Source organism: Limnohabitans sp. (assembly GCF_046052825.1).
GTDB lineage: Bacteria > Pseudomonadota > Gammaproteobacteria > Burkholderiales > Burkholderiaceae_C > Limnohabitans.
On record NZ_JAVLFP010000026.1, the window covers coordinates 68,036 to 94,213 of the forward strand.

The 26,178-nt window shown below is 58.6% G+C and carries 29 protein-coding genes; 14 read left to right on the forward strand and 15 right to left on the reverse strand.

The genetic code is table 11. The features are described from left to right. The first annotated feature begins 1 nt into the window (after nt 1). Genes ACKWJN_RS03380 through ACKWJN_RS03405 form a run of 6 tightly spaced genes read left to right on the forward strand, consistent with a single transcriptional unit; the run spans nt 2 to nt 4,910 of the window. Nucleotides 2-1,237, forward strand: coding sequence for a class I SAM-dependent methyltransferase (locus ACKWJN_RS03380; RefSeq protein WP_408594511.1), 1,236 nt, complete (start codon nt 2-4; stop codon nt 1,235-1,237). After that, entirely contained in the window at nt 1,237-1,815 is a 579-nt protein-coding gene (locus ACKWJN_RS03385) for a chalcone isomerase family protein (RefSeq protein WP_408594513.1), read from the forward strand. The genes ACKWJN_RS03380 and ACKWJN_RS03385 overlap by 1 nt, the downstream gene beginning before the upstream one ends. Continuing rightward, nucleotides 1,812-3,110 carry an MFS transporter gene (locus ACKWJN_RS03390; RefSeq protein ID WP_408594514.1) on the forward strand — a complete coding sequence of 433 codons (1,299 nt, stop codon included), beginning with the start codon at nt 1,812-1,814 and terminating at the stop codon, nt 3,108-3,110. The genes ACKWJN_RS03385 and ACKWJN_RS03390 overlap by 4 nt, the downstream gene beginning before the upstream one ends. Nucleotide 3,111: 1 nt before the next feature. Next, a complete protein-coding gene (locus ACKWJN_RS03395) occupies nt 3,112-3,660 on the forward strand; it encodes a DUF3833 domain-containing protein (protein WP_408594516.1) in 549 nt (182 codons plus the stop codon). Between the two features lies 1 nt (nt 3,661). After that, nucleotides 3,662-4,435, forward strand: a complete 774-nt coding sequence (locus ACKWJN_RS03400) for an SDR family NAD(P)-dependent oxidoreductase (RefSeq protein ID WP_408594518.1) — start codon at nt 3,662-3,664, stop codon at nt 4,433-4,435. Nucleotides 4,436-4,442: 7 nt separating this feature from the next. Continuing rightward, entirely contained in the window at nt 4,443-4,910 is a 468-nt protein-coding gene (locus tag ACKWJN_RS03405) for a nuclear transport factor 2 family protein (protein ID WP_408594520.1), read from the forward strand. A gap of 52 nt (nt 4,911-4,962) precedes the next feature. Here the strand turns inward: ACKWJN_RS03405 and ACKWJN_RS03410 are convergent, their stop codons facing one another. Then, nucleotides 4,963-5,577: a glutathione S-transferase family protein gene (locus tag ACKWJN_RS03410; protein WP_408594522.1), complete on the reverse strand. Its 615-nt coding sequence runs from the start codon at nt 5,575-5,577 to the stop codon at nt 4,963-4,965. A 138-nt stretch (nt 5,578-5,715) separates the two neighbouring features. On the opposite strand from ACKWJN_RS03410, the gene purB reads away from it, so the two are divergent. Both purB and ACKWJN_RS03420 read left to right on the forward strand, forming a co-directional pair. Continuing rightward, nucleotides 5,716-7,095: an adenylosuccinate lyase gene (purB, locus tag ACKWJN_RS03415; RefSeq protein ID WP_408594523.1), complete on the forward strand. Its 1,380-nt coding sequence runs from the start codon at nt 5,716-5,718 to the stop codon at nt 7,093-7,095. Nucleotides 7,096-7,109: 14 nt separating this feature from the next. Next, a complete protein-coding gene (locus ACKWJN_RS03420) occupies nt 7,110-7,670 on the forward strand; it encodes a YaeQ family protein (RefSeq protein WP_408594525.1) in 561 nt (186 codons plus the stop codon). 34 nt (nt 7,671-7,704) lie between these two features. Here ACKWJN_RS03420 and ACKWJN_RS03425 read toward each other — a convergent pair whose 3' ends face one another. Beyond that, nucleotides 7,705-8,133: a DUF3717 domain-containing protein gene (locus ACKWJN_RS03425; protein ID WP_408594527.1), complete on the reverse strand. Its 429-nt coding sequence runs from the start codon at nt 8,131-8,133 to the stop codon at nt 7,705-7,707. Between the two features lie 77 nt (nt 8,134-8,210). Between ACKWJN_RS03425 and ACKWJN_RS03430 the strand changes: the two genes are divergently transcribed. Continuing rightward, nucleotides 8,211-8,570: a phage holin family protein gene (locus tag ACKWJN_RS03430; protein WP_408594529.1), complete on the forward strand. Its 360-nt coding sequence runs from the start codon at nt 8,211-8,213 to the stop codon at nt 8,568-8,570. On the opposite strand, the gene ACKWJN_RS03435 is transcribed toward ACKWJN_RS03430, so the two are convergent. Beyond that, nucleotides 8,532-10,133, reverse strand: coding sequence for a M48 family metalloprotease (locus ACKWJN_RS03435; protein WP_408594530.1), 1,602 nt, complete (start codon nt 10,131-10,133; stop codon nt 8,532-8,534). The genes ACKWJN_RS03430 and ACKWJN_RS03435 overlap by 39 nt on opposite strands. Before the next feature lie 67 nt (nt 10,134-10,200). Between ACKWJN_RS03435 and moaC the strand changes: the two genes are divergently transcribed. Next, nucleotides 10,201-10,677: a cyclic pyranopterin monophosphate synthase MoaC gene (gene moaC, locus ACKWJN_RS03440; RefSeq protein WP_408594532.1), complete on the forward strand. Its 477-nt coding sequence runs from the start codon at nt 10,201-10,203 to the stop codon at nt 10,675-10,677. 328 nt (nt 10,678-11,005) lie between these two features. On the opposite strand, the gene ACKWJN_RS03445 is transcribed toward moaC, so the two are convergent. The 8 genes from ACKWJN_RS03445 to sucC form a co-directional block, all read right to left on the reverse strand. Next, the gene (locus tag ACKWJN_RS03445) at nt 11,006-11,761 is read right to left on the reverse strand and encodes a methyltransferase domain-containing protein (RefSeq protein ID WP_408594534.1); all 756 of its coding nucleotides are present in this window, start codon (nt 11,759-11,761) and stop codon (nt 11,006-11,008) included. Between the two features lie 136 nt (nt 11,762-11,897). After that, nucleotides 11,898-12,698, reverse strand: a complete 801-nt coding sequence (locus ACKWJN_RS03450; protein ID WP_408594536.1) for a glycosyltransferase family 2 protein — start codon at nt 12,696-12,698, stop codon at nt 11,898-11,900. Continuing rightward, entirely contained in the window at nt 12,680-13,468 is a 789-nt protein-coding gene (locus ACKWJN_RS03455) for a glycosyltransferase family 2 protein (RefSeq protein ID WP_408594538.1), read from the reverse strand. The genes ACKWJN_RS03450 and ACKWJN_RS03455 overlap by 19 nt, the downstream gene beginning before the upstream one ends. 12 nt (nt 13,469-13,480) lie before the next feature. Further along, nucleotides 13,481-15,208, reverse strand: a complete 1,728-nt coding sequence (locus ACKWJN_RS03460) for a Wzy polymerase domain-containing protein (RefSeq protein ID WP_408594540.1) — start codon at nt 15,206-15,208, stop codon at nt 13,481-13,483. A gap of 74 nt (nt 15,209-15,282) precedes the next feature. Then, nucleotides 15,283-15,786 (reverse strand): pilin, encoded by a 504-nt coding sequence (locus ACKWJN_RS03465; protein WP_408594608.1) that lies wholly within the window; start codon nt 15,784-15,786, stop codon nt 15,283-15,285. A gap of 148 nt (nt 15,787-15,934) precedes the next feature. Continuing rightward, a complete protein-coding gene (locus ACKWJN_RS03470; protein WP_408594610.1) occupies nt 15,935-16,627 on the reverse strand; it encodes a TerC family protein in 693 nt (230 codons plus the stop codon). A 130-nt stretch (nt 16,628-16,757) separates the two neighbouring features. Beyond that, complete coding sequence (gene sucD, locus ACKWJN_RS03475; RefSeq protein WP_408594542.1) at nt 16,758-17,654, reverse strand: succinate--CoA ligase subunit alpha; 897 nt, start codon at nt 17,652-17,654, stop codon at nt 16,758-16,760. A gap of 54 nt (nt 17,655-17,708) precedes the next feature. Beyond that, nucleotides 17,709-18,869 (reverse strand): ADP-forming succinate--CoA ligase subunit beta, encoded by a 1,161-nt coding sequence (gene sucC, locus ACKWJN_RS03480; RefSeq protein ID WP_408594544.1) that lies wholly within the window; start codon nt 18,867-18,869, stop codon nt 17,709-17,711. Between the two features lie 141 nt (nt 18,870-19,010). On the opposite strand from sucC, the gene argC reads away from it, so the two are divergent. Further along, nucleotides 19,011-19,928: an N-acetyl-gamma-glutamyl-phosphate reductase gene (gene argC / locus ACKWJN_RS03485; protein ID WP_408594546.1), complete on the forward strand. Its 918-nt coding sequence runs from the start codon at nt 19,011-19,013 to the stop codon at nt 19,926-19,928. Between the two features lie 24 nt (nt 19,929-19,952). Here the strand turns inward: argC and recX are convergent, their stop codons facing one another. Together recX and recA are read right to left on the reverse strand one after the other, a co-directional pair. Continuing rightward, entirely contained in the window at nt 19,953-20,447 is a 495-nt protein-coding gene (recX, locus tag ACKWJN_RS03490; protein WP_408594547.1) for a recombination regulator RecX, read from the reverse strand. Nucleotides 20,448-20,455: 8 nt separating this feature from the next. Next, nucleotides 20,456-21,508, reverse strand: a complete 1,053-nt coding sequence (gene recA, locus ACKWJN_RS03495; RefSeq protein WP_408594549.1) for a recombinase RecA — start codon at nt 21,506-21,508, stop codon at nt 20,456-20,458. 139 nt (nt 21,509-21,647) lie between these two features. Here recA and ACKWJN_RS03500 point away from each other — a divergent pair, with 139 nt between their 5' ends. The 3 genes from ACKWJN_RS03500 to ACKWJN_RS03510 are packed head-to-tail and all read left to right on the forward strand — an operon-like array spanning nt 21,648 to nt 24,332. Beyond that, nucleotides 21,648-22,160 (forward strand): MarR family winged helix-turn-helix transcriptional regulator, encoded by a 513-nt coding sequence (locus tag ACKWJN_RS03500; RefSeq protein ID WP_408594551.1) that lies wholly within the window; start codon nt 21,648-21,650, stop codon nt 22,158-22,160. 35 nt (nt 22,161-22,195) lie between these two features. Further along, nucleotides 22,196-22,870, forward strand: coding sequence for a response regulator (locus ACKWJN_RS03505; RefSeq protein WP_408594553.1), 675 nt, complete (start codon nt 22,196-22,198; stop codon nt 22,868-22,870). Between the two features lie 19 nt (nt 22,871-22,889). Further along, nucleotides 22,890-24,332, forward strand: a complete 1,443-nt coding sequence (locus ACKWJN_RS03510; protein ID WP_408594555.1) for a sensor histidine kinase N-terminal domain-containing protein — start codon at nt 22,890-22,892, stop codon at nt 24,330-24,332. Here ACKWJN_RS03510 and ACKWJN_RS03515 read toward each other — a convergent pair. Beyond that, nucleotides 24,313-24,969, reverse strand: a complete 657-nt coding sequence (locus tag ACKWJN_RS03515) for a glutathione S-transferase family protein (protein WP_408594557.1) — start codon at nt 24,967-24,969, stop codon at nt 24,313-24,315. The two genes, ACKWJN_RS03510 and ACKWJN_RS03515, sit on opposite strands and share 20 nt — an antisense overlap. After that, entirely contained in the window at nt 24,966-26,126 is a 1,161-nt protein-coding gene (locus ACKWJN_RS03520; protein WP_408594558.1) for an ABC transporter ATP-binding protein, read from the reverse strand. Before ACKWJN_RS03520 ends, ACKWJN_RS03515 begins: the two co-directional genes overlap by 4 nt. Between the last annotated feature and the right edge of the window lie 52 nt (nt 26,127-26,178).

Below are 26,178 nucleotides of genomic sequence, written 5' to 3' on the forward strand. Positions count from 1 at the left end.
CATGAACACCACCTCTTCTTCCAACTCTGAGCCCGTCTCGCCGCAGACCGTCGATATGCCCGCCAGCGCCCGCCGAGCTGTGGCCATGCTGGACAAACTGCGCCACGGCCACTTGCGTGTGTCGTGGCCCGACGGCAGCAGCACCCACTTTGGCGCCCACGATGCGGGCGGCCTGCAGGCACAGCTGCACCTGCACAACTTCAAGCCCTTGAGCGAGGCCATCAAATCGGGTGACATTGGGTTTGCAGAGGGCTTCATCGCGGGCGACTGGACCACCCCTGACTTGCCCGCCCTGCTGCAGTTGCTGGTGGCCAACCGGCGTGAAATGGATGATCTGATTTATGGCCATTGGCTGGGTCGTTTGGTTTACCGCGTTCGGCATTTGCTCCACCGTAACACCAAGCGCAACAGCGCCAAAAACATCCATGCCCATTACGACTTGGGCAATCCGTTTTACCAGCTGTGGTTGGACCCGACCATGAACTACTCATCGGCCTGGTTTGGCGATGACCGCAGCCAAGATTTGTCGCAAGCGCAAAACGCCAAAGTGCACCGCGCCTTGTGCATGGTGCAAGCCCAACCCGGTGACCGGGTGATGGAGATCGGCTGCGGCTGGGGTGCTTTGGCTGAGATGGGCGGCCTCGAATTCGGCGCCCGCATGCATGGGGTCACCCTGAGCCATGAGCAACTGGCCTACGCCCAAGCACGCATGCAACGCTTAGGCTTGGCCGGCAGCAGCGACTTGCGCCTGCAAGACTACCGCGACATCGACGACGGCCCCTACGACGCCATTTGCTCCATCGAGATGCTCGAAGCCGTAGGCCAAGAATATTGGCCCACTTACTTTGACACCGTGCAGCGGCTGCTCAAACCCGGTGGCAAGGCGTGTATCCAGACCATCGTGATCGACGATGCGCTGTTTGACCGTTATGTCAAAAGCACCGACTTCATTCAGCAGTACATCTTCCCCGGCGGCTGTTTGCCGTGCCCACGTGAGTTCCGCGCCCACGCCGCCCAAGCGGGCTTGCGTGTCGTGGATGAGATGGCCTTTGGCCTCGACTACGCCGAAACCCTGCGCCGTTGGCGGCACGCCTTCTTGGCCGATCAGTCCCGCGTGTTGGCCTTGGGCTTTGACGAACGCTTTGTGCGCATTTGGGATTTCTACCTGGCGTATTGCGAAGCCGCCTTTGAGCAAGCCAACACCGACGTGGTTCAGTACACGCTGGAGAAGCTGTGATGCAGCGCAGGCGCTGGCTCATGACCTTGCTGTCTTGTGCCTGCCCCGCTGGGTTCGTGCGTGCCCAAGACAGCACCTCCCACAAAGAGTTGCTGGCACAAACGCTGCAACAACTGCGCCCCCTGCTGGGCAACCCTCGTTTGGTGGGTGAGCACCGCTTGACCTACTGGGGGTTTGAGGTCTACCACGCCAGACTCTGGGCCAACAGTGCCACGTTTTCACCCACCGATTGGGCCACGCAGCGTCTGGTGTTGGAGCTGCGCTATTTGCGCGACTTTCAAGGCCGCGACATCGCGCAACGTTCGATCGACGAAATACAAAGCCAGCGCCCACTGAGCGCCGAACAAACCACGGCCTGGCGCCAAAGCTTGCTGGCGCTGATGCCCAATGTGCGCAAGGGCGAGACCCTCACCAGCGCCTACCTGCCCGAATCGGGTGCGCAGTTTTGGCACCAAGGCCAAGCCCTGGGCGTGATTCAAGACACCGAGTTTGCGCGCCGCTTTTTTGGCATTTGGCTCTCACCTCAAAGCTCGCAACCGGTGTTGCGTCAACAGTTGCTGGCTGGCGCGGCGCTGTGACAAACAGCTGGCTCACCTCGGTGTGGCGCAAGATGGCGTGGCTGCGTCTGAGTTGGATGGCGATGCCGTTGGCCTTTGTCAGCCTGCCTTTGTATGTGATGCTGCCTCACCGCTATGCCACTGCATGGGGCGTGCCATTGGCCAGCTTGGGCGCGCTGCTGTTGACCGTTCGCGCCCTGGATGCGTTGCTTGACCCCTGGCTGGGGGCACGATGTGATGGCTGGTTTGCCCACGGCATGCCCAAGGTGCTGGAGCGCACTGGCATGTTGTGTGGCCTGTTGGCGCTGGGTTTTGCGGGCCTGTGGTTGCCCGACGTCGGGTTGGGCCTGCTGGGCCTGGCCGTCACGCCTGCGACCGTGCTGCCCATGGCCGCCGTGTGTTTGGTGCTGGCGTATTTGGGTGCGACGTGTCTGAACTTGACCTTGCAGTCCTGGGGCACACGGCTGGGTGGGCACACCCTGCAACAAAGCCGCATCGTGGCGTGGCGCGAAGGATTGGGCTTGCTGGGTGTGGTGCTGGCATCGGTCTTGACCCCTTGGCTGGATGCCCAGGCACTGGTGGTCGTGTTGACCTTGGCGCTCGCGCTGGGCGGGTGGTTGTGGCGCGCAGCACCGTTCCCCGTCCACCCCCCCCACAACGGCCTTGGGGTATCCGACAGCGAAATTTCGCCGATGCAACGCCCGGTGTTTCGTGCGCTGCTGCAAGTGTTTGTGCTCAACGGCATTGCCAGCGCTGTGCCCGCCACCTTGGTGATGTTCTTCATCCAAGACCAACTGCAAGCGCCCAGCGGCTATGAAGCGCGCTATTTGGGCGCGTACTTTGTGGCGGCGGCGGTCTCGCTCCCGCTGTGGCTTTGGGTGGTGCGCCGCGTGGGCCTGCTACGTGCCTGGGGCATGGGCATGGCCTTGGCCATGGGCGTGTTCATGTGGACCGTGGGTTTGGAGGCGGGGGACTTGCTTGGCTTTGGCGTGATTTGCGCCTTGTCGGGTTTGGCGCTTGGCGCCGACCTGGTGGTGCCCGGCGCTTTATTGACCGGTGTGATTCAGCGTGCAGGGGACAGCGGTACGCGCGAAGGTCGCTATCTGGGGTGGTGGCAAGTGGCCACCAAACTCAACCTGGCCGTGGCCGCAGGTTTGAGCTTGCCCGCCTTGCAATTGCTGGGTTACACACCGGGGGCGCACAATGCATCTGGCCTGTGGGCTTTGACGCTGGCTTACGGCGTGTTGCCGTGTGGGTTGAAATTTTTGGCGGCGTGGCGTTTGTGGACGCTGCGCCACGTGTTGCAGGAGAACTGACATGATGAACCGACGACAACTGTTGCTGAGTGGCACGGGAACACTGGTGGGTGCCGCCAGCTTAGTGGGCTGCGCGGGCCCGAGCGTGGACGATTACACCAACGAACGCCCGCTGCTGGACTTGCGTGACTATTTCAACGGCAGGGTGGACGCCTGGGGCGTGTTCACCGACCGCAATGGGCAAGTGGTCAAGCGCTTCACCGTGGTGATGAACTGCCAATGGCAAGGCGACAACGGTGTGCTGGACGAAGATTTTGTGTATTCGGATGGCACCCGCGACAAACGCATTTGGCGATTGCAACACCTCGGCAACGGCGCCTACAGCGGCACCGCAGGCGACGTGGTGGGCACGGCCCAAGGTCAGACCCGTGGCAACAGCTTTCGTTGGGGCTACACCTTGGCGCTCCCGGTCGACGGCCAGGTCTGGCACGTGCAGATGGACGACTGGATGTACCTGATGACCCCCCATGTCATGCTGAACAAAGCACGCATGACCAAATGGGGCCTGCACTTGGGTGACGTGACCTTGTCGTTCCAACGCAGAGGGTGAGATGCAAGCGATGAACCCACCCATCACCGATTGGTCAGGCCGCAGCGTGTGGCTGATTGGGGCGTCCAGCGGCATCGGTTTGGCCACAGCGCATGCGCTGCATGCGGCAGGGGCACGTGTGGTGGTGTCCGCGCGGCAAAGTGATTTGTTGACGCAGTTTGTTCTGTCCCACCCGGGCGCACATGCCTTCACCTTGGATGTGACCGATGCACCGGCCACGCGGCAGGTGGCGCAGCAAGTGCACACCTTGCAGGGTCTTGACGTGGTGATCTACTGCGCGGGCTATTACAAAGCGGTGCGCGCCACACACTATTCGCTGCCAGAAATGCTGCGCCACCAAGCGGTCAACTACACCGGTGCGCTGCACATGCTCGACGCCGTGCTGCCAAGCTTGCTGCAACAAGGCCATGGTCACGTGAGTTTGATTTCCAGCGTGGCTGGCTACCGTGGATTGCCCCAGAGCTTGGCCTATGGCCCCACCAAGGCTGCATTGACGCACTTGGCCGAGGCCCTCTACATGGACCTGGCGTCCCAAGGCCTTGGCGTGAGCGTGATCCACCCTGGCTTTGTCGCCACGCCTCTGACCGCACAAAACACCTTCAAGATGCCGGCCATGATCAGCCCCGAACAAGCGGCTCAGGCCATGCTGCACGGCTGGGCTAAAGGCTTGTTTGAGATCCACTTTCCCAAGCGCTTCACGCGCTGGCTCAAGCTGTTGCGCCTGTTGCCCTACCGGTGGTACTTTGCCATCGTGCACCGTGCCACGGGCATGTGAGACGCCCATGCCAACCCCACAAACCACACTCGACACGCACGAAGCCGCCCTGGCACGCGTGGTGCGTTTTTTTGAACAGCTGAAACCGGAGGATCTGACGCAACTCGCGGCGCTGTACTGCCACGATGCCCACTTCAAAGACCCGTTCAACGAGGTGACGGGTGTGCCCGCCATTCAAGCCATTTTTGAACACATGTTTGAGACCCTGCATGCGCCACGCTTTGTCATCACCCAGTGTGTGCAACAAGGCGCGCAATGTTGTGTGACCTGGGATTTCAGCTTTGAGTTTCGCAACTTTGCGCGTGGCACACCGCAGACCATCCGCGGCGCCAGTCATTTGGTACTGCGCGAAGAACACGGCACATGGCGCGTGGGCGTGCACCGTGACTACTGGGACGCCGCTGAAGAGCTGTACGAAAAATTACCGGCAGTGGGCGCATTGATGCGCTGGCTCAAACGCCGCGCCAACACCTGAAAGAAAAAGACCCGCTGCAGCGGGTCTGGGCTCAGGCAGTCTCACGGCGCTGTCAAGCGGGCCGTGTGTCTTGAAAACTGGGGCGTTGTGCCAAACGCTCAAACAAGGCGGCCAGACTGGGATGGTCACTGCGCCAATCGATGTAGGCAAAACGAAAATCCAAATAACCCAAAGCACAACCCACGGCGATGTCGGCCAAGCTCATGTGAATGCCCATGCAGTAGGTGCGCTCGGCCAAAGCACGTTCCATGGCCGTGAGGCAGTCGTCGATTTTTTTCATCTGACGCTCAATCCAAGCTTGGCTGCGCTCACCTTCGGCGCGTCCCGGCCAATGGGCCTCCAAGCGGGCCAAGATGGCGGCATCCAGCAAACCATCGGCCAAGGCCTCCCAAGTTTTGACCTCAGCCCGATCACGCCCACCGGAGGGAATGAGTTTGCCCACGGGGGACAAGGTGTCGACATATTCGACGATGACGCGCGAGTCAAACAAGGCCTCGCCACCTTCCATGATCAAACATGGCACTTTGCCTAAGGGATTGGCTTGTGTGATCTGCGTGTCGGCGGACCAGACGTCTTCAAGCAAAAACTGGTAGTCCAGTTTTTTCTCAGCCATGACGATGCGCACTTTACGCACGTAAGGACTGGTGATGGCGCCGATGAGTTTCATACGTGGCAAAGTTATTTCGAAGCGCGAATTTTAACGAGGCTCTGAGCGCGCTTTACCGACCACACAGATCGGCAGTCACGCAAAGCACCCTCGGCGCATGGATATCCCATCCAATCCCCCAGCACCTAAAATCTGAGGATGAGCATTACCCAAGTCACGGCCTTGTCGCCGCTGGACGGCCGATACGCCGCCAAACTCTCCGCCCTGCGTCCTTTGATGAGCGAGCAAGGCTATATGCACCGCCGCGTGCAAGTCGAAATCGCCTGGTTCATCGCCTTGAGCGACGCAGGCTTTGATGAGTTCAAGCCCTTGAGCGCCGCGGCCCGCAGCCACTTGCTGGGCTTGGTGAGCCAGTTTTCCACCGAAGACGCTTTGGCCATCAAAGAGATTGAAAAGACCACCAACCACGACGTGAAGGCGGTGGAGTACTGGATCAAGAACCAATTCAAAGGCCACGCCGAACTCGAAGCCGCTGCTGAGTTTGTGCACTTTGCTTGCACCAGCGAAGACATCAACAACACCAGCCACGCCTTGCAACTCAAGGCCAGCCGCGACCAGGTGGTGCTGCCCGGCCTGGACGGCTTGATCGCCAAGCTGCGCGAGATGGCCCACACCTACGCCGATGTGCCCATGCTGAGCCGCACCCATGGCCAGACCGCCAGCCCCACCACCGTGGGCAAAGAAGTGGCCAACGTGGTGATGCGTTTGCAAACGGTGCGCGCGCGCATAGCCGCCGTGCCGATGATGGCCAAGATGAACGGCGCGGTGGGCAACTACAACGCCCACTTAAGCGCCTGGCCCGATGTGGACTGGGAAGCCTTCAGCCGCCGTGTGGTGGAAACACCCGAGCCTATGGGCTTGGGACTGACGTTTCAGCCCTACAGCATCCAGATCGAACCGCACGACTACATGGCCGAATTGTTCGATGCGGTGGCGCGTGCCAACACCATCTTGATCGACTGGTCACGCGATGTCTGGGGCTATGTGTCCTTGGGCTATTTCAAACAGCGCTTGAAGGCGGGCGAGATTGGCTCGTCGACCATGCCGCACAAAGTCAACCCGATTGATTTTGAAAACGCCGAAGGCAACTTGGGCCTGGCCAACGCTTTGCTCAAACACCTGAGCGAGAAGTTGCCCATCAGCCGCTGGCAGCGCGATTTGACCGACTCCACGGTGTTGCGCAACATGGGCGTGGCGCTGGGCTATGCGGCATTGGCGTATCAATCGCTGCATGTGGGCTTGAACAAACTGGAGCTCAACCGCGAAGCGCTGGATGCAGACCTGGACGCGGCCTGGGAAGTGCTGGCCGAGCCCATTCAAACCGTGATGCGCCGCTATGGCGTGCAAGGTGCGTATGAAAAGCTCAAAGAGGTGACGCGTGGCAAAACCGTGACCCCCGAAGCCCTGCATGGGTTGATTCGCTCGCTGGAAATTCCACAGCCTGAGATTGACCGCCTGTTGGCCATGACCCCGGGCAGCTACGTGGGCAAGGCGGCAGAGCTGGCCCGCCGCGTCTGAGCGACGCACACACCATGGCCATCAAATCCACCATCTTCAAGGCGAACGTTCAGATCGCCGACATTGACCACGGCTACTACGCCGACCACGCGCTCACCTTGGCGCGCCACCCGAGCGAGACCGACGAACGCATGATGGTTCGTTTGGTGGCGCTGTCACTGCAAGCCCATCAATTGCAAGACATGTGCAATGGCGACGGCGTGCTGGGCTTTGGCGCAGGCCTGTCTGACCCCAACGAGCCCGACGTGATGCTGCGCGACTACACCGGTCGCACGCGGCTGTGGATCGAGGTCGGCCAACCCGAAGAAAAACCACTGCTCAAAGCTTGCAGCAAAGCCGACCAGGTGATGTTGTATGTGTTCTCCAGCTCAGGCGAGGTGTGGTGGCGCACCATGCAAAACAAACTCATCAAACCCAGCACCTTGCAGGTGTGGCGCATCCCCAGTGCGGCCTCGCAAGAGTTGGCCAAGCTGGCCGAGCGCAGCATGCAGTTGCAAGCCACGGTTCAAGAGGGTGTGGTGATGATGAGCAATGGCAAGACCACCGTTGACATTGAGTGCGAGCGCTGGAAATAAACCCTGCTGGCAACTGAACCCAGCGTGCATCGGCTCAAGAGGCGGCTCTTGCGCCTGCGTTCTCTGCCGCGCGCTCAGCGTATTTGTTGAAGCGCCATGAGGTGCCGATGATGCGGATGCGACGCCACGTGCTGCGCTTGTCAGCGGGTGACATTTCGGTCCAGTACTGCACCTCGTCAAAGGTTCGCCCACAGCCTTTGCATTCGGGGTCACCTTGGCTGGTGGAGCAGATGGCAATGCACGGGGTGTCAGGCGTGCTGTGGTACCAGGTCAACCACGCGTCATAAGCCTTGACCGGAAAGCCTTTCACAGCCGCGACGTCCTCGTGGTGGTACACCATCAAGGCGTAGACCTGCGCCAGCGCGCGAATTTCGGGTGCCAGCGTGACGCCATCGGGAGAGGGTTTTTTGTCGCGCCAGAAATTGATGGCCGCTTCAATGTCGGTGATGTGGATGCCTGACATGGCGCTAGAGTTTGCTACCTAATAAACGGGGGCTGCGAGGGGTGTGGATGATAGCCGGGATGCTATGCTGGCCTGACATGAAGCTTATTTTTTCTTGGTTACTCCACGCGCTGTCGCTGTTGGCACTGACCCATCTCTACAGCGGGGTTGAAGTCACTGGCTTTGGCGCCGCCTTGGTGGCGGCCCTGGTCATCGGTTTGTTCAACTTGATCGTACGACCCATCTTGGTGGTGCTGACATTCCCCGTCACGGTGGTCACGCTGGGTTTGTTTTTGTTTGTCATCAACGCCCTGATGTTTTGGGCGGTGGCGGGCATCTTGGACGGCTTCCAAGTGCAAGGCTTTGGTGCCGCGTTGCTGGGCTCTTTGGTCTACTCCGCGTTTGGCATCGTGATCGACTCAGCGCTCGAGCGCTTGTTCCCGCCGCAGCCCCTCTAACTGGCGTAAGCGGGCATCGATGATCGATGCCTCCATGTGACCGGCGCGGTCCAAGCGCCCCTCACGAGCCAAGCTCCTGGACAGTTCCTGGGCCGCTTTGAAGCGGTCGACCGCAGCCGGGTAATCCAACTCCATGGCACGCGCCTCGGCCTGCGCACGGATGGCGCGCAAGCCATCGCCTTGCTGTTCGTAAGCCGCTGCCAACAACTGCCAAGCCAACGCATCGCGTGGACGCAGGCTGAGCCAGAGCATCAGCTCTTGACTGGCGACTTTGGCTTGCGCCGTTTGCTGGGTGGCCAAACGACTCTGCGCCAGCAGCAAATGCCCTGCGCGGTCGTCCATGGCCAGCACGCGGACTTTGGGCTCGATCACGCCCAGCGCTTGCGCTGCGTCACCCATGGCCAAGGCCAGTTCAACCCCGAGCAAGCGCACGGCATACGCCGCCGGGGCGTCTGATTCGCGCAGCGCTTGCAAGCGGGCCATGTGCTGTTTGGCAGAGGACCACTCACGCAACTTCATATCGGCCAAGGTCGCGCCATACAACGCACCGGCTTGCTTGGCCTGCGGTGCCGCAGCCAAGTTGTGGTCTGTGCCCTGCGCGCTGATGGCTCGCAACGCATCCACACCCAGTCCCGTCATCACCTGGGCACGCGCAGCCATCATGGCATGCACCGCACGCAAGGCCAGCGGCGGGCGAAAGGGCAGCAGCTGTTGGCGCGCTTGCGCATCGGCGATGCGCTCGTTGGTCATGGGGTGGCTGCGCAAGTAGGGAAAAGAGCCGTTGTCATTCAAACGCGAGGCTTGTTGCAATTTCTCAAACATGGTGACAAAGCCTTGGGGCTCAAAACCTGCGCCCGTCATCACCCCATAGCCGATGCGGTCGGCCTCACGCTCCATGTCGCGCGAAAAATTCAACTGGCTTTGCATGGCTGCGGCCGAGCCGCCCACCATGACGGCATTGGCCGCACTCATGCCGCTGGCCGAGGGCGTTCGGCTGGCCGCGAGCATGCCCAAGATCATGGCGGCCACCACCATCGGACCTTGCCGCCCTTGCTGCGCCATCATGCGGGCAATGTGTCGCTGGGTGACGTGGCTGAGTTCGTGCGCCAGCACCGAGGCCAACTCATCGGGACTGGCCACAGCAGAAATCAAACCCAAATGGACGCCCAAGTAGCCACCCGGCAAAGCAAACGCGTTGATGCTTCGGTCACGAATCAGCGCCACTTGCCAAGCAAATTGTTGCTCCAACTCTGGGGTGAGTTCGCCACGTTGCCTGGCGGAGTTCAACAGCACTTGCCAGATGGACTGCAAGTAGTCCCCCAGCACGGGGTCGTCGAGGTAATCGGGGTCGCGGTAAATTTCGCGCGCAATGCTCTCACCCAAACGCCGCTCAACGCCCAACGCAAGCTCTGCGCCGTCGCCCAAGTTGGGCAAGCGGGTCATCGCGCTTTGAGCCAGCGCGGGGTTCACGGGCAGCCCCAAACTCATGCACAGACTGAAGACACCCACACGGCGCCACCCAACGCGGTAAACAGAAGCAACAAGAGAAGCGAGTGAAGGCATGGTCGCGGAGAGTGAAAGGCTGGGTCGTATGATGCGCCTGTCATGTTAACCCCCAGTGAATTTGCCCATGTCTACCCTCACACACTTTGACGGCCAAGGCCAAGCCCATATGGTCGATGTGGCCGACAAGGCTCACACGCACCGCGTGGGTATTGCAGGCGGACGCATCCACATGCTGCCCGCCACGTTGGCACTGGTTCAAAACGGCACGGCCAAAAAAGGGGACGTGTTGGGCATCGCACGCATTGCGGGCATTCAAGCCGCCAAGAAAACAAGTGACCTGATTCCACTGTGTCACCCGCTGGCTTTGACGCGCGTCGCCGTGACCTTTGAACTGGATGACACGACGCACAGCATTGCCTGCATGGCCACGGTCGAAACCGTGGGCCAAACTGGCGTCGAGATGGAAGCCCTGACCGCCGTGCAAGTGGCCCTACTCACCATCTACGACATGTGCAAAGCGGTCGACCGGGGCATGACCATCACCGATGTGCGCTTGCTAGAAAAGCACGGCGGTAAGTCGGGGAGTTATGTAGCGGCTTGAGTACGAGGGTGTGCGAATTTTTTTGAACTCGCGAACCTCCAGTTCAACGATGTACCTCACGTTGGATAAACACGTCTTGTAGATATCCTCTGACACTTACTTCGGCTCAAAATGCTTCTCTGTTGAATGGTCAGAATTGGTGATCACAAAATAAGATGTACGAAGAAGAATAAAAACAAGGTTTTCATTGTATAAAGAGCAGGATTTATTCAGCGCGTGTTGAGCAAAACCTCCGACAGAGGCATGACCATCACCGATGCGCGCTTGTTACAAAAGCATGACGACAAGTCGAGCCATTGATTCAGGCGGATATCCGCAGTTGGAGTCATTACATTTTCCGAATTGCAAAATGTATATTCTTGCCTTGAGGTGAAGAAAAATGCTCTAAGTAGCCGGGGAATAGTTGAAGCAAATAGTGAATGAGTGACAACGTATTGCTCTCATCAAAAACAAAATAATGAGCTCCGCCGTCTTTGGACGCGACCATTTTTTCGGCAAGCTTCAGTTGTTCTGCCACTTGCCAGAGCGCTGCAGGATGCCCCTCTGTATTCAGGATGACGTCCATCGCTTCTTCTATTTCATGATCAAATATATCTTCAGCAAATTTTCTAACGATTACTTCCAGTTTGGTTGCGCTCCGCTTGTGGTCGAAAGTGGTTTTTTTATTAGGAATTACGCAGTAAATAATGCCACCAGGTTTTAAAATTCGGAATTGCTCGCTGAGTGCATAAATAGGATTTGGCGTGTGCTCAAGCACGTTGTCCGAAAAGACAAAGTCGAAGATTTGTTCGCTGATACCTTCAAAACCATATTTAGGGCCTGTCAGTATGTAATCAACGATTGTGTACTTTTGGCTTTTTACAGTTGAATCAATTTGCTCTGCTATTTTTCTTATGACGAGATCGTCTCCAATATCTGCATATTGCACGACCGAACCAACAAAAGGATAGGGGTTACTTCTTGCGCCAATCTCTAAGCCTTTGCCAGAACATAGAAGCCAGGCTAAATCGTGGGGATTACTTCCAGCAAGTTTACGGCCAAGCCTACGTTTTAAATTGTGCAATTTTTTTGAGAATTTATTCATGATCGAAATAAAGGTGCCAAATACGTTCACTATTTTGCGCGCTCTCTTTGTGTGAGCGCAATGTTTGGTATCGGAATTTTGTCGTTTATCTCAAGTTTAGAGTTGGCGCCTACAAAGATTTGGTGTGGCCTGCGGTTTAGTGCTGTGTGCGTTTTTGCAAAATTTTGGCCCGCACAATGGCCGCATTCTTGGCGGCACTTTCTTGACTGGCGGTCTTGTGCCACAGGTGCAAAACCTCGGTGGCCCAGCTGCCCGATTTGCGCAACACGCCCGCTTGTTGAAGGCGAAAGACAAAGTCCGCGTCTTCGTGACCCCAGCCTTCCAGTGATTCGTCAAAGCCGCCGATGTGCTGCACATCGTCTCGCCAAGCGCTCATGTTGCAGCCCTTGATACGGCTCCAAACAAATTTTTTATACAAGCGTGTTGCCAGGTCTGGCAGCTTCACCCTCAAGGGCAAGCACTTGTTCATTTGCCCCTGAAGACGCAGTCGCCAAGCCTGTCGACTGAAGGCTGCGTAGTCCCACACACCAGCGGCACACAAGGTCTGGGTCAAGGCGGGTGCGAGCAAGATGCGGCTGCCGGTGACCATGGCACCGACTTGCGCGAGGCGGCGGTGTTGGGCCATGAAGTCCGGTTGAACCAAACAGTCGCCATCTAAAAACACCAGGTAGTCGCCACGTGTGGCCGCGATGGCTTGGTTGAGGATCTTGGCTTTGCGAAAGCCTGCATCGGGCTGCCACACATGCTGCAAGGGCACAGGAAAGTGCGCCTGGTGACGCGCAATGAGATCGGTCGTGTCAGGGGTCGAACCATCGTCGGCGATGACCACTTCAAAGTGGGTGTCTTGCTGTTGCGCCAACGACTGCAAGCACAAGTCCAGGGCCTGCGGCCAGTTGTAGGTGGCCAAGACGACGGTGATCAATGCGGGGGTTGGCATGGGCCTCTTTCTTGTTGGATCAACCACAGTTTGAGGTAGCGGTAATACGTGCCTTCGGCGTTGGAAACGGCCAAGGCCAAGCCTTGCGGGCCATCGCGCCACGCGGCTTTGAACACATAGGTTCGGATGAAGGCCCACAAGCCATGCCGGACAGCTTTGCCAACACTCGATGTTTTGCCCCGTGCATACAGCTGTTGGGCCGACGCGCTGGAATAGCGGTCCACTTTGTCGAGCACTTGGCTGAAGGTGCGAAAGCTGTAATGCAGCAAAGACGTGTTCAAGGCCTGCACCTTGGCTTGGGTCACAATTTTTTCGTGCACCAAATCTTGGCTGAATGCCGCACTGCCGCGCCGGAACAGCCGCAACACAAAGTCGGGGTGCCAACCACCATGGCGCATGAACTTGCCGCAATACCAGGACAGGCGCGGAATTTCATAGGCGGTGTTTTGGGGGTTGTGCATCAAGATGTCTTGAATTTCTGCCGCCAGTTCAGGTGGCACGCGCTCATCGGCATCGATCGACAGCACCCACTCACAAGTAGCCAAAGCCAAGGCCCGGTTTTTTTGTGGGCCAAAGCCCGGCCAATCGGCCGGTTGCGACACGATGGCGCCGAACCGCTTGGCAATGTTCACGGTGTCGTCGGCGCTTTGGCTGTCGACCACCACAATTTCATTCACCCAGTTTTTCAAAGACGACAGGCATTCTTCCAAGTTATGCCCTTCGTTGCGGGTGATGACAATGGCAGAGATCGTGGCTGAAGGCGTTGTCATGGGGTGATCCATTCAAGGGTGGGCATTTTGCTGCGCCGCGTGCAAGCGTTCGCTCAAGGTGTTGGCCAAGTCGTCTTGGCCCAGTGATTTGGCGCTGTCGATCCAGCGCTGGACCACGCGTGGTTCTGGCGAGTAGTGCATCACGCGCGCGGCCAAGTCAAACACTTCTTGGGCATTGTCGGCGCTGACGTCTTGCGTGGTGAGTTTGGCAAATTCTGCTTGGTTGCGAAACAACCATGAGGCACTGGCATGCTGCATCGGGTCATCCCGGTAGAGCGCATCGCGTTGTGCTGGGGCTCGGTAAATTTGCGCCACCCGGTTGAAATCCCATGCCGCGTACAAGCACCCCAAAAACAAGGCGCAAGCCACAGAGATGGCCACCAGTTGAGCGCGTGGTGAAGGCACGCGGTGCGCCACCTCTGCGGGAGGCCTGCCTGCCGCGGGTGCATGACACCACAACAAACCCACAGCCAACCCGGCCGTCATTTGGAAGGGTCCGTACCACAAGGGATATTCCACCAAGCTGTGCAACCCAATGACCCACAGCACGCCCCACGCCATGCTGCGCCAGGCGTCTGGCTCGCGCCAAGGTCGACGCCGCAGCACCCACAGCACGCCCATCCCTAGCAACAACACGGCCAACGGCAGCCCCAGCTCCACGGCCAGATGCAGGGGCAAGTTGTGGGCGTTGTCGAGCATGTCGCAAAAGCGTGTGCTGGGATACGCGGTCATGAAGTGTGCAAAATCTGTCTCGCCCCAACCCCAACCCAGCCATGGGCGCTGCGCAATCAAGGTGACCATGTTGGACCACAACACACCGCGACTGCCACACACACCATAGTCTTGTGCTTGCCCCGCGACGCGCAGCAACATGCTGGCGCCCACATGGCCCGTCACCTGCGTGGCTACCCAAGGCATCAGCAAGGACCACAGAGCCACCGAAACCGGCGCCAGGCATGCGGCGACCAGCACCACTTTTTGCGCGCGCGCTCCCTGCCGACAGGCTCTCCACGCCCACCCCGCGCCCAGCATCCCAATGGTGAGCCATTGCAGCGCGCCTGTGCGGGAAACCGAGCACGCGACTCCCGCAGCCAATAAGTTCAGAACCAGCCACGCCATGACTTGCACACGGGGCTGGATCGGCCCGCGATGCGCCAGATCAGCCAGCCATGCCAAGCCCGCAACAAGGCCGATGCTGGTGAGGCTTGCAAACTGATTGCGTTGACGCAAATTGGCAAATGCGTCACCAGGCAAGGGCTGGTTCACCCACGGTGCCAAGTCATGCGCCAAGCCCAAATATTGCAAGACACCCAAGACGCTGCTGATGCTGGCAGCCAGCACCCAAGCCGCTGCCACCCACACCACCAACCCATTGCCTCGCCACGCCACATGCAAGCCCACACGGGCCATCAAGGCCATACAGACCAACGCAGCCAACAAACCCAAGGTCAGGGCAGGGTCTATGACTTGCGGGACCCACAAGACCGAGGCGATCACAAGCACGGCCAACAACACCGCGCCCCAAACCCGAACCGCCACGCGGCGCTGGGGTTGGGTGTGCTGTGGCAGGTCAAGCACCAACAAGCACACACAAGCCGCAGCCATCCAGCTCAGCAACAAGGGCATGACCGCTGTAGAAGGACTGATGGCAAACGGGTTGAGCCACGGCAGCAAAAGGCAAGCCACAAGCAAGGCATTGCGCGCGCACAGCGCAGCAGCAGTCGGTGATTGAAGAGACATGGGGAGTCATTTTCCAACAAGCCGTGGCCATGAAAAAAGGCGCCTAGGCGCCTTGTGTTGTGGTGCGTGACGGATCACTTGCAATCACTGGGCACGTACTTGGTCTCTAAGGCGTTGTCAGCCACGCTCACGCCCGCAAATGTCGAGGCCCCTTTGGCCAAACACTTCCACAACACGGCACCCGAAACAGTGGTGCTGGTGGCCGTGCTGGCGGGCAAGCCAGACACGGTGGTGCCCGACTGTGTGTAAGGCACCAGGAGCAAAGTACCTGCCCCTGCCGCTTGGGTGGTGGTGATGGTGATGGCGCCGGTGTCTTTGCCAATCGCAATGCTGCTGATGTTCTTGGTCGCGGCCGGAGAGACATAGTCGCCTTGGTACCCGTTGGCGTTGCTGGCCACGTTGCCGCTGTTGACGACATCGAGCACGGTGGTTTTGGCTGCAGTGGCCAAACCAAATCCTTCTGCCACACGCGCGCGCACCACATAGTCTTGGTAGGCCGGCAATGCCACTGAGGCCAAGATGCCCACAATGGCAATCACAATCATCAACTCAATGAGGGTGAACCCTTTTTGTGCCATGTGCTTCATAAAAACTCCTGCGGGGGGGTGTCGTTCAACAACGGGGATTGGATTCTAGGTACCGCGTGGGTCTCACGATCACATGCAGAGGTTCAAAAAAAAGCGAGCGGTGAAAACACCGCTCGCCGTGTGGCTCAGAACCAGAAAATTAGGCTTCTTCTGCGGGTTTGGATTGGTGCTTGAGTTCAATCAACTTGCCCCAAGCCAGCACAATCACCGCGCCGGCCGTGGCAGCAGCCATGTGGAACCAGTGGTTTTCAGCAGCAAAGTCGCGCAGCAGCACGTCGCTGGCCACTGTTTCGCCACCCACCCAGCCAATCAAGGCCGCACCCAAGGTGATGATGGCCGGGAAACGCTCCATCAGCTTGATCATCATGGAGCTGCCAAAAATCACCAACGGAATGCTGATGGCCAAACCGATGATCAACAACAGTTGGTCGCCTTTGGCGGCTGCGGCCACACCGATCACGTTGTCCAAGCTCATCACGAGGTCGGCAATCAAAATGGTGCGCACTGCGGTCATCAAATTGGACTGGTCTTGGCCTTCATCTTCGCCTTCTTCTTCATCGGCCAGCAATTGCGCGCCGATCCACAACAACAACAGACCGCCGATGATTTGCAGACCTTGCAACTCCAGCAGCCAAGCGGCCACGATGGTCAAGCCAATGCGCAAGACCACAGCTGCACCGGAGCCAAAGAAAATGGCTTTCTTTTGCTGATCAGGTGGCAGACCGCGGGCGGCCAATGCGATCACCACGGCGTTGTCCCCAGACAAAAGGATGTTGATCCAAATGATTTTCAGCAGACCGACCACAAAGTCGGGGTTTTGAAAAGTTTGCAGAAAGTCCATGCGGTGGCTCCGTTGTCGTTATGGGGCGACAAGACGGCGTCATGTCGCAACTTTGAAAGCCACAAAGTGTAACGGGCCCGACAAAGCGGGCCCGTTGGTATTACTGCTTATGCAGCAGACCTCACTTGAGCTGCGCTTTGAGCAGCTTGCCCAACTCGGAGGGATTGCGCGTGACGATGAAGCCGCACTCTTCCATGATGGCGAGCTTGGCATCGGCCGTATCGGCACCGCCAGAGATCAAAGCCCCGGCGTGGCCCATGCGCTTGCCGGGAGGCGCGGTCACACCGGCAATGAAACCCACGATGGGCTTTTTCATGTTGGCTTTGCACCAGCGGGCGGCGTCGGCCTCGTCAGGACCACCGATTTCGCCAATCATGATGACGGCATCGGTATCAGGATCGTCGTTGAATGCCTGCATCACATCGATGTGCTTCAAGCCATTGATGGGGTCGCCACCAATGCCCACGGCGCTGGACTGGCCCAAGCCCACTTCGGTCAGCATCGCCACGGCTTCGTAGGTCAAGGTGCCCGAACGGGACACCACGCCAATGCGGCCTTTGCGATGGATGTGACCCGGCATGATGCCGATCTTGATTTCGTCGGGGGTGATCAGACCCGGGCAGTTGGGGCCCAGCAGCAGTGTTTTCTTACCGCCGGCAGCTTCTTTGGCTTTCATCTTGTTGCGCACTTCGAGCATGTCGCGAACAGGAATGCCTTCGGTGATACAGATGGCCAAGTCCAGGTCGGCTTCCACAGCTTCCCAAATGGCAGCGGCGGCTCCTGCTGGCGGCACATAAATCACCGACACGGTGGCGCCGGTGTTGTGTGCGGCTTCTTTGACCGAGGCAAAAATTGGCACGTCGAAAATCTTTTCGCCGGCTTTTTTAGGGTTCACACCTGCCACGAAACAGTTTTTGCCGTTGGCGTATTCAATGCATTTTTCAGTGTGGAACTGACCGGTTTTGCCGGTGATGCCTTGGGTGATGACTTTGGTGTCTTTGTTGATATAGATTGACATGTATTTGTCCTGGTCAGTTGGAGACGGCGCGCGAAGCGACGCCTCACACAGTCATTATTTAACGGCGGCGACGATTTGCGTCGCGGCTTCGGCCATGGTGTCTGCAGAAATGATGGGCAAACCAGAGTCCGCCAGCATTTGCTTGCCCAAGGCATCGTTGGTGCCCTTCATGCGCACCACCAATGGCACGGACAAATTGACCGCCTTGCACGCGGTGATCACGCCGCTGGCAATGGTGTCGCACTTCATGATGCCGCCAAAGATGTTGACCAAGATGCCTTTGACATGCGGGTTTTTCAACATGATCTTGAAGGCTTCGGTGACCTTCTCGGCGGTCGCGCCACCGCCCACGTCAAGGAAGTTGGCTGGCTCGCCGCCAAACAATTTGATGGTGTCCATGGTGGCCATGGCCAAGCCTGCGCCGTTGACCAAGCAACCGATGTTGCCGTCCAAAGAGATGTAGGCCAAATCGAATTTCGAGGCTTCGACTTCGGCCGGATCTTCTTCGTCCAAATCGCGGTAAGCCACGATTTCGGGATGGCGGAACAAGGCGTTGGCGTCAAAGTTGAACTTCGCATCCAACGCCATCACCTGGCCTTTGCTGTCACGGTTCAAGGGGTTGATTTCAACCAGGGACGCGTCGGTCTCCATGTAGCACTGGAAGAGCTTTTTGAAGATGTCGACCGCTTGGGCGGTGGAATCCGCTGGCATGCCAATGGCGTCTGCGATCTTTTTGGCTTGTGCATCGCCCAAACCGGTCAGCGGGTCGATGAACTCGGTGATGATTTTTTCTGGCGTGCTGTGGGCCACTTCCTCAATGTCCATGCCACCTTCGCTGGACGCGATGAAGGCAATCTTTTGCGTGGCACGGTCGGTCACCACCGACACGTAATATTCTTTGTGGATGTCGGCACCGTCTTCGATGTAGAGACGTCGCACCTTTTGGCCTTCGGGGCCAGTCTGGTGGGTTTTGAGCTGCATGCCCAAGATCTCGCCGGCCAAACGCTTGACGTCGTCAATGGTTTTAGCCACTTTCACGCCGCCGCCTTTGCCGCGGCCGCCTGCGTGAATTTGAGCTTTCACCACCCACACAGGGCCGCCCAGTTTTTGAGCGGCTTCCACCGCCTCTTGAACGGTGAATGCTGGAATGCCGCGGGGTACAGGCACGCCAAATTGACGCAAGATTTCCTTGCCTTGGTACTCGTGAATCTTCATGAGATCTCTCTTCGGAATCGGTAGATTTGGGTTACAGACATAGCACTCACAAATGTATCATGCTGCTTTGCGTCAACCTTAGATTTGGCTTACGCCGCGTCAAAGGCACTCCTTTTTGCACTCATTCGCATCATTCAACGTATGGCCAAAGTTTTCATCGACGGCGAAGCCGGCACCACCGGGCTTCAAATTCGCGAGCGATTGGCTCTGATGCCCCAGATTGAGTTGGTCAGCATTGACCCCGGCTTGCGCAAAGATCCAGAGGCCAAGCGCGCTCTGATGGCACAGGTTGATCTGGTCATTTTGTGCTTGCACGATGACGCGGCCCGCGACTCCGTGGCCATGATTGACAGCCTGAGCGGCCACCGACCCAAGATCATTGACGCGTCGACCGCACATCGCGTCGCACCCGGCTGGGTGTACGGTTTTCCTGAATTGGCTGCAGGCCAACGTGACGCGGTGACCCAAGCCAGCCGCGTGGCCAACCCGGGTTGCTACGCCACGGGCGCCATTGCCGTGTTGCGCCCCTTGGTGGATGCTGGCTGGGTGCCGGCAGACTTTCCCTTGACGCTGCCTTCTGTCAGTGGCTACTCGGGGGGTGGCCGCAGCATGATCGAAGACTACGAAGCAGGCCGAGCCCCTCTGTTTGAGGCCTATGCGCTCGGGTTAGAGCACAAGCACTTGCCTGAAATCATGGCTTATGCCGGACTGACGCGTCGGCCCATTTTTGTGCCTTCGGTCGGGAACTTCCGTCAAGGCATGCTGGTGCAAGTGCCACTTCACTTGGACCTGCTGCCCGGCAAGCCCCAAGCGGGCGACCTGCACGAAGCCCTGGTCAAGCACTACGGCACCAGCACGGACAGCTGGGTCAGCGTGCATCCAGCCACCGACAACGGCAAGCTCGATGCCACGGCGCTCAACGACACCAACCAATTAGAGATTCGGGTATTTGCCAACGAGGCCCATCGGCACGCGGTGCTGATCGCGCGCTTGGACAATTTGGGCAAAGGTGCCAGCGGTGCTGCGGTGCAAAACCTGCAATTGATGCTGGGGGTTTGACCAAACCCCCAGGCATTCGACCTCTCACTCGTCTTGGGCCCCAGCCACCACCCGCTTGACGACTTCCGGGGCAAAGCCCCGACTCACCAAAAAACGAATTTGTTTGGCGCGTGCCGCCACATCGCTGGGCGGGTTGCCGAATTTTTTTCGCCACACCTCACGGGCCCGCTCAAGCTCGGTGCTGCGCAAGTCTTGCACCGCCTCAGCAATCGCCTCTGCAGGCAATCCTTTGGCTTGCAATTCTTGACGCACCCGGGATGCACCGAGCTTGCTCGAACGCCGATTCACCAGCGACTCCACCACACGCTGCTCGTTGATGAAGCCTTTGGCTTGTAAAAAGTCCAAGGCCTGGGCTAATTCACCAGGATGCTCTTCAAATACTTTGAGCTTGCGCTCCAACTCTTGGCGTGAATGCTCGCGCTGCGACAGCAGACGCAGCGCTCGGCCCTTGAGCGACGGCTGAAAACCAATCACCTTGCGGTCTTTGGTCGAATCGGCCTCAGGATTCACCTGCGACACCTCTTGCCTCAGGCTGCAACTTCTTTGCTGTCAATGGCTTCGGCCAACAACGGAATGCCCAAAGAATCGCGCACCTTGTTTTCAATTTCGTAAGACAGGGCCGGGTTCTCACGCAAAAACTCGCGTGCGTTGTCGCGGCCTTGGCCAATTTTTTCGCCTTGGTAAGCGTACCAAGCACCTGATTTGTCAATGATCTTGGCTTCGACACCCATGTCGATGATTTCGCCGTGACGGCTGATGCCCTCACCAAACAAGATGTCAAACGCTGCGGTTCTGAACGGAGGTGCCACTTTGTTCTTCACCACTTTGACCTTGGTCTCGTTGCCGATGGCCTCTTCACCCTTTTTGATGGTGCCGGTGCGGCGAATGTCCAAACGCACCGAGGCGTAGAACTTGAGCGCGTTGCCGCCGGTGGTGGTTTCAGGCGAGCCAAACATCACACCGATCTTCATACGAATTTGGTTGATGAAGATCACGGTGCAATTGGTTTTCTTGATCGAGGCGGTGAGCTTGCGCAAGGCTTGGCTCATCAAACGCGCTTGCAGGCCGGGCAGCGAGTCGCCCATGTCACCTTCGAGTTCCGCTTTGGGGGTGAGGGCCGCCACCGAGTCAATCACCACCAAGTCCACGGCGCCAGAACGCACCAAGCTGTCGACGATTTCCAGCGCTTGCTCACCGGTGTCGGGTTGGCTGATCAACAGTTCTTGCAAGTTGACGCCCAGTTTTTGCGCGTACTGCACATCCAAGGCGTGCTCGGCGTCCACAAAGGCACAGGTGCCGGCTTGCTTTTGCATTTCGGCGATCACTTGCAAGGTCAAGGTGGTTTTGCCGGATGACTCTGGGCCGTAGATTTCGATCACGCGTCCACGCGGCAAACCGCCCACGCCCAACGCAATGTCCAAGCCCAAAGAGCCTGTGGACACCACTTGGATGTCGTCGATCACTTCGCCTTCGCCCAGGCGCATGATGGTGCCTTTGCCAAATTGTTTTTCAATTTGTGCCAAGGCGACTTGGAGGGCTTTGGCTTTTTCGCTGTCGGCGACTGGGTTTTTGGCGTTCATAAAAATCTCCATCAATTCAAGGACTTACCGGATTTTCCAACCACTGTGTTGATCAACAGCTGGATGCTTGACCAGTACTTTACCCCAAAGTCAAAACAAGTAAATAGTTTTTTTAGTCAGTTTGCCTTATCATTTGGAGATGGCCAAAACAACCGCGCATGCAAGCCCTGCCCATGACTGGCGGCAGTTGCATTTGGGGCGTTTGCTGGGGCACGCCATGCGCCGCTTTGATGCCCGTGTGCTGCATTTGATGGCACACAACGACGAGGTGCCCCTGGCCTTGTCAAACCTGGCGGCGCGGGCGCAAGTCAGCGCGGCCCACATCCACATCACACGGCACTTGGGCCTGCATGGTTCTCGCTTGAGTGAACTGGCACAGGCGGCGGGCATGACCAAACAAGCCATGGGAGACTTGGTCACGCAGTGCGAAGCCTGGGGCCTGGTGACGCGCGCGATGGACCCAAGCGACGCACGGGCACGCCGCATTGCATTCACAGAGACCGGCTTGGCTTGGTTGCGCGCATTTGAGCGCGCCGTGGCACAAGCCGAAAGCGAGTTTCGCCAAGAAGTCGGCGTCGAGGTGGCCACGGTCGTGAGCCTAGGGTTAGAAGCCTATGCAGGCGCTTACCCGGACCTAGAATCGAATCCATAAATTGGCGAACAATACCTACCCCGCAGGAGACAAACATGCGCATTCTGATTGCCGAAGATGACTTGGTGTTGGCCGATGGCCTGTTGCGCACATTGCGTGCATCTGGCGCTGCCGCCGACCATGTGGCCAGTGGCAGTGAGGCCGATGCCGCCTTGATGACCACGGATGAGTTTGATTTGCTCATCCTTGATTTGGGCTTGCCCAAAATGCACGGTCTAGAAGTCCTCAAGCGCTTGCGCTCACGCGGCTCGGCCATGCCGGTGTTGATCTTGACGGCGGCTGACAGTGTGGAAGAGCGCGTCAAGGGCTTGGACTACGGCGCCGACGACTACATGGCCAAGCCCTTCAGCCTGCAAGAACTTGAAGCACGTGTGCGCGCCTTGACCCGCCGCGGCATGGGCGGGGCCACCTCGTCCATCAAACATGGGCCCTTGGTCTACGACCAAACCGGTCGCGTGGCCACCATCGACGGCAAGATGGTTGAGTTGTCCGCCCGTGAGTTGGGTTTGCTGGAAGTGCTTTTGCAACGCACGGGCCGCTTGGTGAGCAAAGACCAATTGGTGGAGCGCTTGTGCGAGTGGGGCGAAGAAGTCAGCAACAACGCCATCGAGGTATACATCCACCGCCTGCGCAAAAAGATCGAAAAAGGCCCGATCCGCATTGCCACCGTGCGTGGCTTGGGCTACTGCCTAGAAAAAATCCCGGGCTGATTCCCACAGCCGCGCGTCCATGGTCAAACTCTTTCAGCGCGAGCAAAGCTCGCTGTTTGGTGAGATCCTGGACTGGATGCTCACCCCATTGCTCTTGCTTTGGCCTGTGAGCTTGGCGCTGACGTGGTTGGTGGCACAAAACATTGCCGGGCGTCCGTTTGACCGAGGTCTGGAATACAACGTCCAGGCTTTGGCGCAATTGGTCAAGGTGGAGCAACAGCGCATGGCGTTTCACTTGCCGCTGCCTGCACGTGAAATTTTGCGCGCGGATGATGCCGATCTGATTTATTACCAAGTGCTGGGGACGCGCGGTGAGTTCGTCAGCGGGGAACGCGACTTCCCAATGCCCCTCGAAGAAGACACAACGCTGATGGGGGAAGTGCATCTGCGCGACGATGAGATGCGTGGCAACGGTGTGCGGGTGGCGTACACCTGGGTCAAAACAGGCCTACCGGGCGCCAAACCTGTGTTGGTGCAAGTCGGTGAGACCTTGGAAAAGCGTTCGGTGCTGGCCACAGAGATCATCAAAGGCGTGATGCTGCCGCAGTTTGTCATCTTGCCGCTGGCGGTGTTGTTGGTGTGGCTGGCTTTGGCGCGCGGCATCAAACCTCTGAATTCGCTGGAAGAGCGGATTCGACTGCGCAAACCCGACGACTTGAGCCCTTTGGACGAGCACAGCGTGCCCATGGAGGTTGCCCCCTTGGTGGCCGCCATCAACGACTTGCTCACGCGCTTGAAAGAATCCATTGCCACCCAAAAGCGCTTCTTGGCGGATGCGGCACACCAACTCAAAACCCCGTTGGCCGGCTTACGCATGCAAGCGGACTTGGCGCAACGCGAAAGCGCCAGCGCCGACGAACTCAAGCAGTCGCTCAAGCTGATCGGCCGCGCCAGCATTCGAGCCACCCACACCGTGAACCAGCTGCTGGCACTGGCGCGCGCAGAAAGCGGTGGCACCCACACAGCGCGCGCGCCCTGCGACTTGGTGGCGCTGGCCAGTGACGTGATTCAGGACTCGCTGGCGCGCGCCATGGACCGCTGCATTGACCTGGGCTACGAAGGGGTCTCGCCGGGCAGCCCCGATGTGCGCATCCTTGGCAATGCCACCTTGCTCAAAGAGCTCATTCGCAACTTGGTGGACAACGCCATCAACTACACCCCCTCCAGCGAAGAAGCCCCGGGCGTGGTGACGGTGCGCATTTTGGCGGACCGATTTGGCAAGGTGGTGCTGCTGCAAGTGGAGGACTCTGGGCCCGGCATCCCTGAGGCCGAACGCGAATTGGTGTTTCAACCGTTCTACCGTGCCTTGGGCACCGAAGCCGATGGCTCTGGCCTGGGCTTGCCCATCGTGATGGAAATCGCCCAACAGCACAGCGCGACCGTGACACTGGAAGAGGCGGCCCCGGGCAAGCCCCTGCCAGGTGCACGCTTCACGGTGCGCTTTAGCGCTGGAGCACGTTGAGCTGCAAACGCTCGCGCTCGATCGCGCGTTGAACCGGCGGGTGTTGGGCTACCCGCTGCACAAAGGCCCAGAGCTGAGGAAAGTCATGCGGATCAATGCCTGCAATAGAGCCCCATCGGGTCAAGGTCAGCGCATAGGCATCCAAGGGGCCAAAGTGGGCGCCGCCGAACCACGGCTGCCCATTCGCCAAAGCGGCCTCGAGCAAGTTTTGCATTTCGGCCAACAAGCTGCGGTAAGTCCCCACGGCATGTGCCTTGATGTCGGCTTGTACCTCGGGTGAGCTGCTGTACTTGTTGGGCATGAACACATGGGTGAACGTGGTGTGCACCGTGTTGTTCATCCACATCAAGGTTTCCAGCACCTTAGCGCGGGCCACGCCTGAGGCAGGCAAGAAGTTGGCTTGCGGAAACTTCTCTGCCAAATACAAGCTGATCGCCACGATTTGCGTGATGACTTGCCCGTCATCCACCAGAACGGGCACTTGCCCACGCGGGTTGATGCTTTGGTAGGTGGGTTCGTACTGCTCACCTTTGTGAAGCTTGACCATGTGGGGCTCATAGGGCGCGCCGCTGGCTTCCAGCAAGCAATGTGGCACAAACGAACACGCGCCGGGGGCGAAGTACAAAACAAGACTCATGGTTTTTCCTGTCGTTGAAGAAGATGTTCTTGGGCAGCACTTGTGGCGTGGGCCGCGCACGGCATGCTGCACAACTCATGGTGGTTCACCGGACACGCGCGGTTGAACGTCACCACATGGTCCACCTCGGCACGGATGCCAATCCACTCACCCAGTGTGTGGTCGTGGTGGCTGGGAACGTGGGCCATCACGGTCTCGCCCGTTTTCAGCCGCAGCGTGTACAAAAATTCTGAGCCCCGAAACGACTTGCGCAAGATCTCGGCCTTCACGGGGGCATCGTCGTCGTGCACGATGTCATCGGCACGCAACAAAACATCGCATTCACCCGCCGTGAAAGCGCAGGGCAGCGGGCATTCCGCCACATCGGTCAATTCACCCACCGCCGTCGACACCACGATTTGGTTGTTCACCTCACGCAGCGTAGCTGGTGTGAACACCCCATGGCCAATAAAGTCCGCCACAAAGCGCGTGGCTGGGCGGTGGTACAGCGTGTACGCATCGTCCCACTGGTGCAAGCGGCCTTCGGACATGACGCCAATCACATCGCCGATGGCGAACGCTTCCATTTGGTCATGCGTCACAAACAGGGCCGTGGTGTTGGCCGCCTTCAAAATGCCACGCACTTCCAGCGCCAAGCGCTCGCGCAACTCAACATCCAAATTTGAAAACGGCTCATCCAGCAACAAGAGTTGTGGGGCGGGGGCCAATGCACGTGCCAACGCCACACGCTGCTGCTGACCCCCCGACAACTCGTGCGGGTAGCGCTGAGCGCTCGACGCCAAGCCCACCCAGTCCAACACCTCGCGCACACGTCGCTGTTGGTCACTGCGCGCTTGGTGGTGCAGCCCAAAGCGCACGTTGTCTTGCACCGACAGATGCGGGAACAAGGCATAGTCTTGAAACACCATGCCAATGCGGCGCGACTCAGGCGGCACTCGCACACTGGCACTGCTGACCACGGCACCCGCCAAGCGAATCTCACCCGCCGTGACACGCTCTAACCCGGCGACCGCGCGCAGCAGCGTGGTTTTGCCGCAGCCCGAGGGGCCAATCAACACGCCCACTTCGCCCGCACGCAAACCAAAGCTCACCGCATCGACCGAAGGCCGGGCGCGGTCTGGGTAACGCACCTGAAGCTGAGCGACATTTAAAAACATCGTTTCATTGTAAAGAGCGCGCCTAGGGCGACACGCCATGCGCGCACATGCC

Bases quoted from the DNA above. Each gene is read 5' to 3' on its own strand.
- argC (WP_408594546.1), top strand. From the start codon at position 19,011: ATGGCCAAAGTTTTCATCGACGGCGAAGCCGGCACCACCGGGCTTCAA.
- ACKWJN_RS03500 (WP_408594551.1), top strand. From the start codon at position 21,648: ATGGCCAAAACAACCGCGCATGCAAGCCCTGCCCATGACTGGCGGCAG.
- ACKWJN_RS03460 (WP_408594540.1), bottom strand. From the start codon at position 15,208: ATGTCTCTTCAATCACCGACTGCTGCTGCGCTGTGCGCGCGCAATGCC.
- ACKWJN_RS03465 (WP_408594608.1), bottom strand. From the start codon at position 15,786: ATGGCACAAAAAGGGTTCACCCTCATTGAGTTGATGATTGTGATTGCC.
- ACKWJN_RS03445 (WP_408594534.1), bottom strand. From the start codon at position 11,761: ATGAATAAATTCTCAAAAAAATTGCACAATTTAAAACGTAGGCTTGGC.
- ACKWJN_RS03450 (WP_408594536.1), bottom strand. From the start codon at position 12,698: ATGCCAACCCCCGCATTGATCACCGTCGTCTTGGCCACCTACAACTGG.
- ACKWJN_RS03435 (WP_408594530.1), bottom strand. From the start codon at position 10,133: ATGCCTTCACTCGCTTCTCTTGTTGCTTCTGTTTACCGCGTTGGGTGG.
- ACKWJN_RS03385 (WP_408594513.1), top strand. From the start codon at position 1,237: ATGCAGCGCAGGCGCTGGCTCATGACCTTGCTGTCTTGTGCCTGCCCC.
- ACKWJN_RS03395 (WP_408594516.1), top strand. From the start codon at position 3,112: ATGATGAACCGACGACAACTGTTGCTGAGTGGCACGGGAACACTGGTG.
- moaC (WP_408594532.1), top strand. From the start codon at position 10,201: ATGTCTACCCTCACACACTTTGACGGCCAAGGCCAAGCCCATATGGTC.
- ACKWJN_RS03430 (WP_408594529.1), top strand. From the start codon at position 8,211: ATGAAGCTTATTTTTTCTTGGTTACTCCACGCGCTGTCGCTGTTGGCA.
- ACKWJN_RS03380 (WP_408594511.1), top strand. From the start codon at position 2: ATGAACACCACCTCTTCTTCCAACTCTGAGCCCGTCTCGCCGCAGACC.
- ACKWJN_RS03505 (WP_408594553.1), top strand. From the start codon at position 22,196: ATGCGCATTCTGATTGCCGAAGATGACTTGGTGTTGGCCGATGGCCTG.
- sucD (WP_408594542.1), bottom strand. From the start codon at position 17,654: ATGTCAATCTATATCAACAAAGACACCAAAGTCATCACCCAAGGCATC.
- ACKWJN_RS03410 (WP_408594522.1), bottom strand. From the start codon at position 5,577: ATGAAACTCATCGGCGCCATCACCAGTCCTTACGTGCGTAAAGTGCGC.
- ACKWJN_RS03400 (WP_408594518.1), top strand. From the start codon at position 3,662: ATGCAAGCGATGAACCCACCCATCACCGATTGGTCAGGCCGCAGCGTG.
- recA (WP_408594549.1), bottom strand. From the start codon at position 21,508: ATGAACGCCAAAAACCCAGTCGCCGACAGCGAAAAAGCCAAAGCCCTC.
- purB (WP_408594523.1), top strand. From the start codon at position 5,716: ATGAGCATTACCCAAGTCACGGCCTTGTCGCCGCTGGACGGCCGATAC.
- ACKWJN_RS03515 (WP_408594557.1), bottom strand. From the start codon at position 24,969: ATGAGTCTTGTTTTGTACTTCGCCCCCGGCGCGTGTTCGTTTGTGCCA.
- sucC (WP_408594544.1), bottom strand. From the start codon at position 18,869: ATGAAGATTCACGAGTACCAAGGCAAGGAAATCTTGCGTCAATTTGGC.
- ACKWJN_RS03425 (WP_408594527.1), bottom strand. From the start codon at position 8,133: ATGTCAGGCATCCACATCACCGACATTGAAGCGGCCATCAATTTCTGG.
- ACKWJN_RS03510 (WP_408594555.1), top strand. From the start codon at position 22,890: ATGGTCAAACTCTTTCAGCGCGAGCAAAGCTCGCTGTTTGGTGAGATC.
- ACKWJN_RS03405 (WP_408594520.1), top strand. From the start codon at position 4,443: ATGCCAACCCCACAAACCACACTCGACACGCACGAAGCCGCCCTGGCA.
- ACKWJN_RS03420 (WP_408594525.1), top strand. From the start codon at position 7,110: ATGGCCATCAAATCCACCATCTTCAAGGCGAACGTTCAGATCGCCGAC.
- ACKWJN_RS03455 (WP_408594538.1), bottom strand. From the start codon at position 13,468: ATGACAACGCCTTCAGCCACGATCTCTGCCATTGTCATCACCCGCAAC.
- ACKWJN_RS03520 (WP_408594558.1), bottom strand. From the start codon at position 26,126: ATGTTTTTAAATGTCGCTCAGCTTCAGGTGCGTTACCCAGACCGCGCC.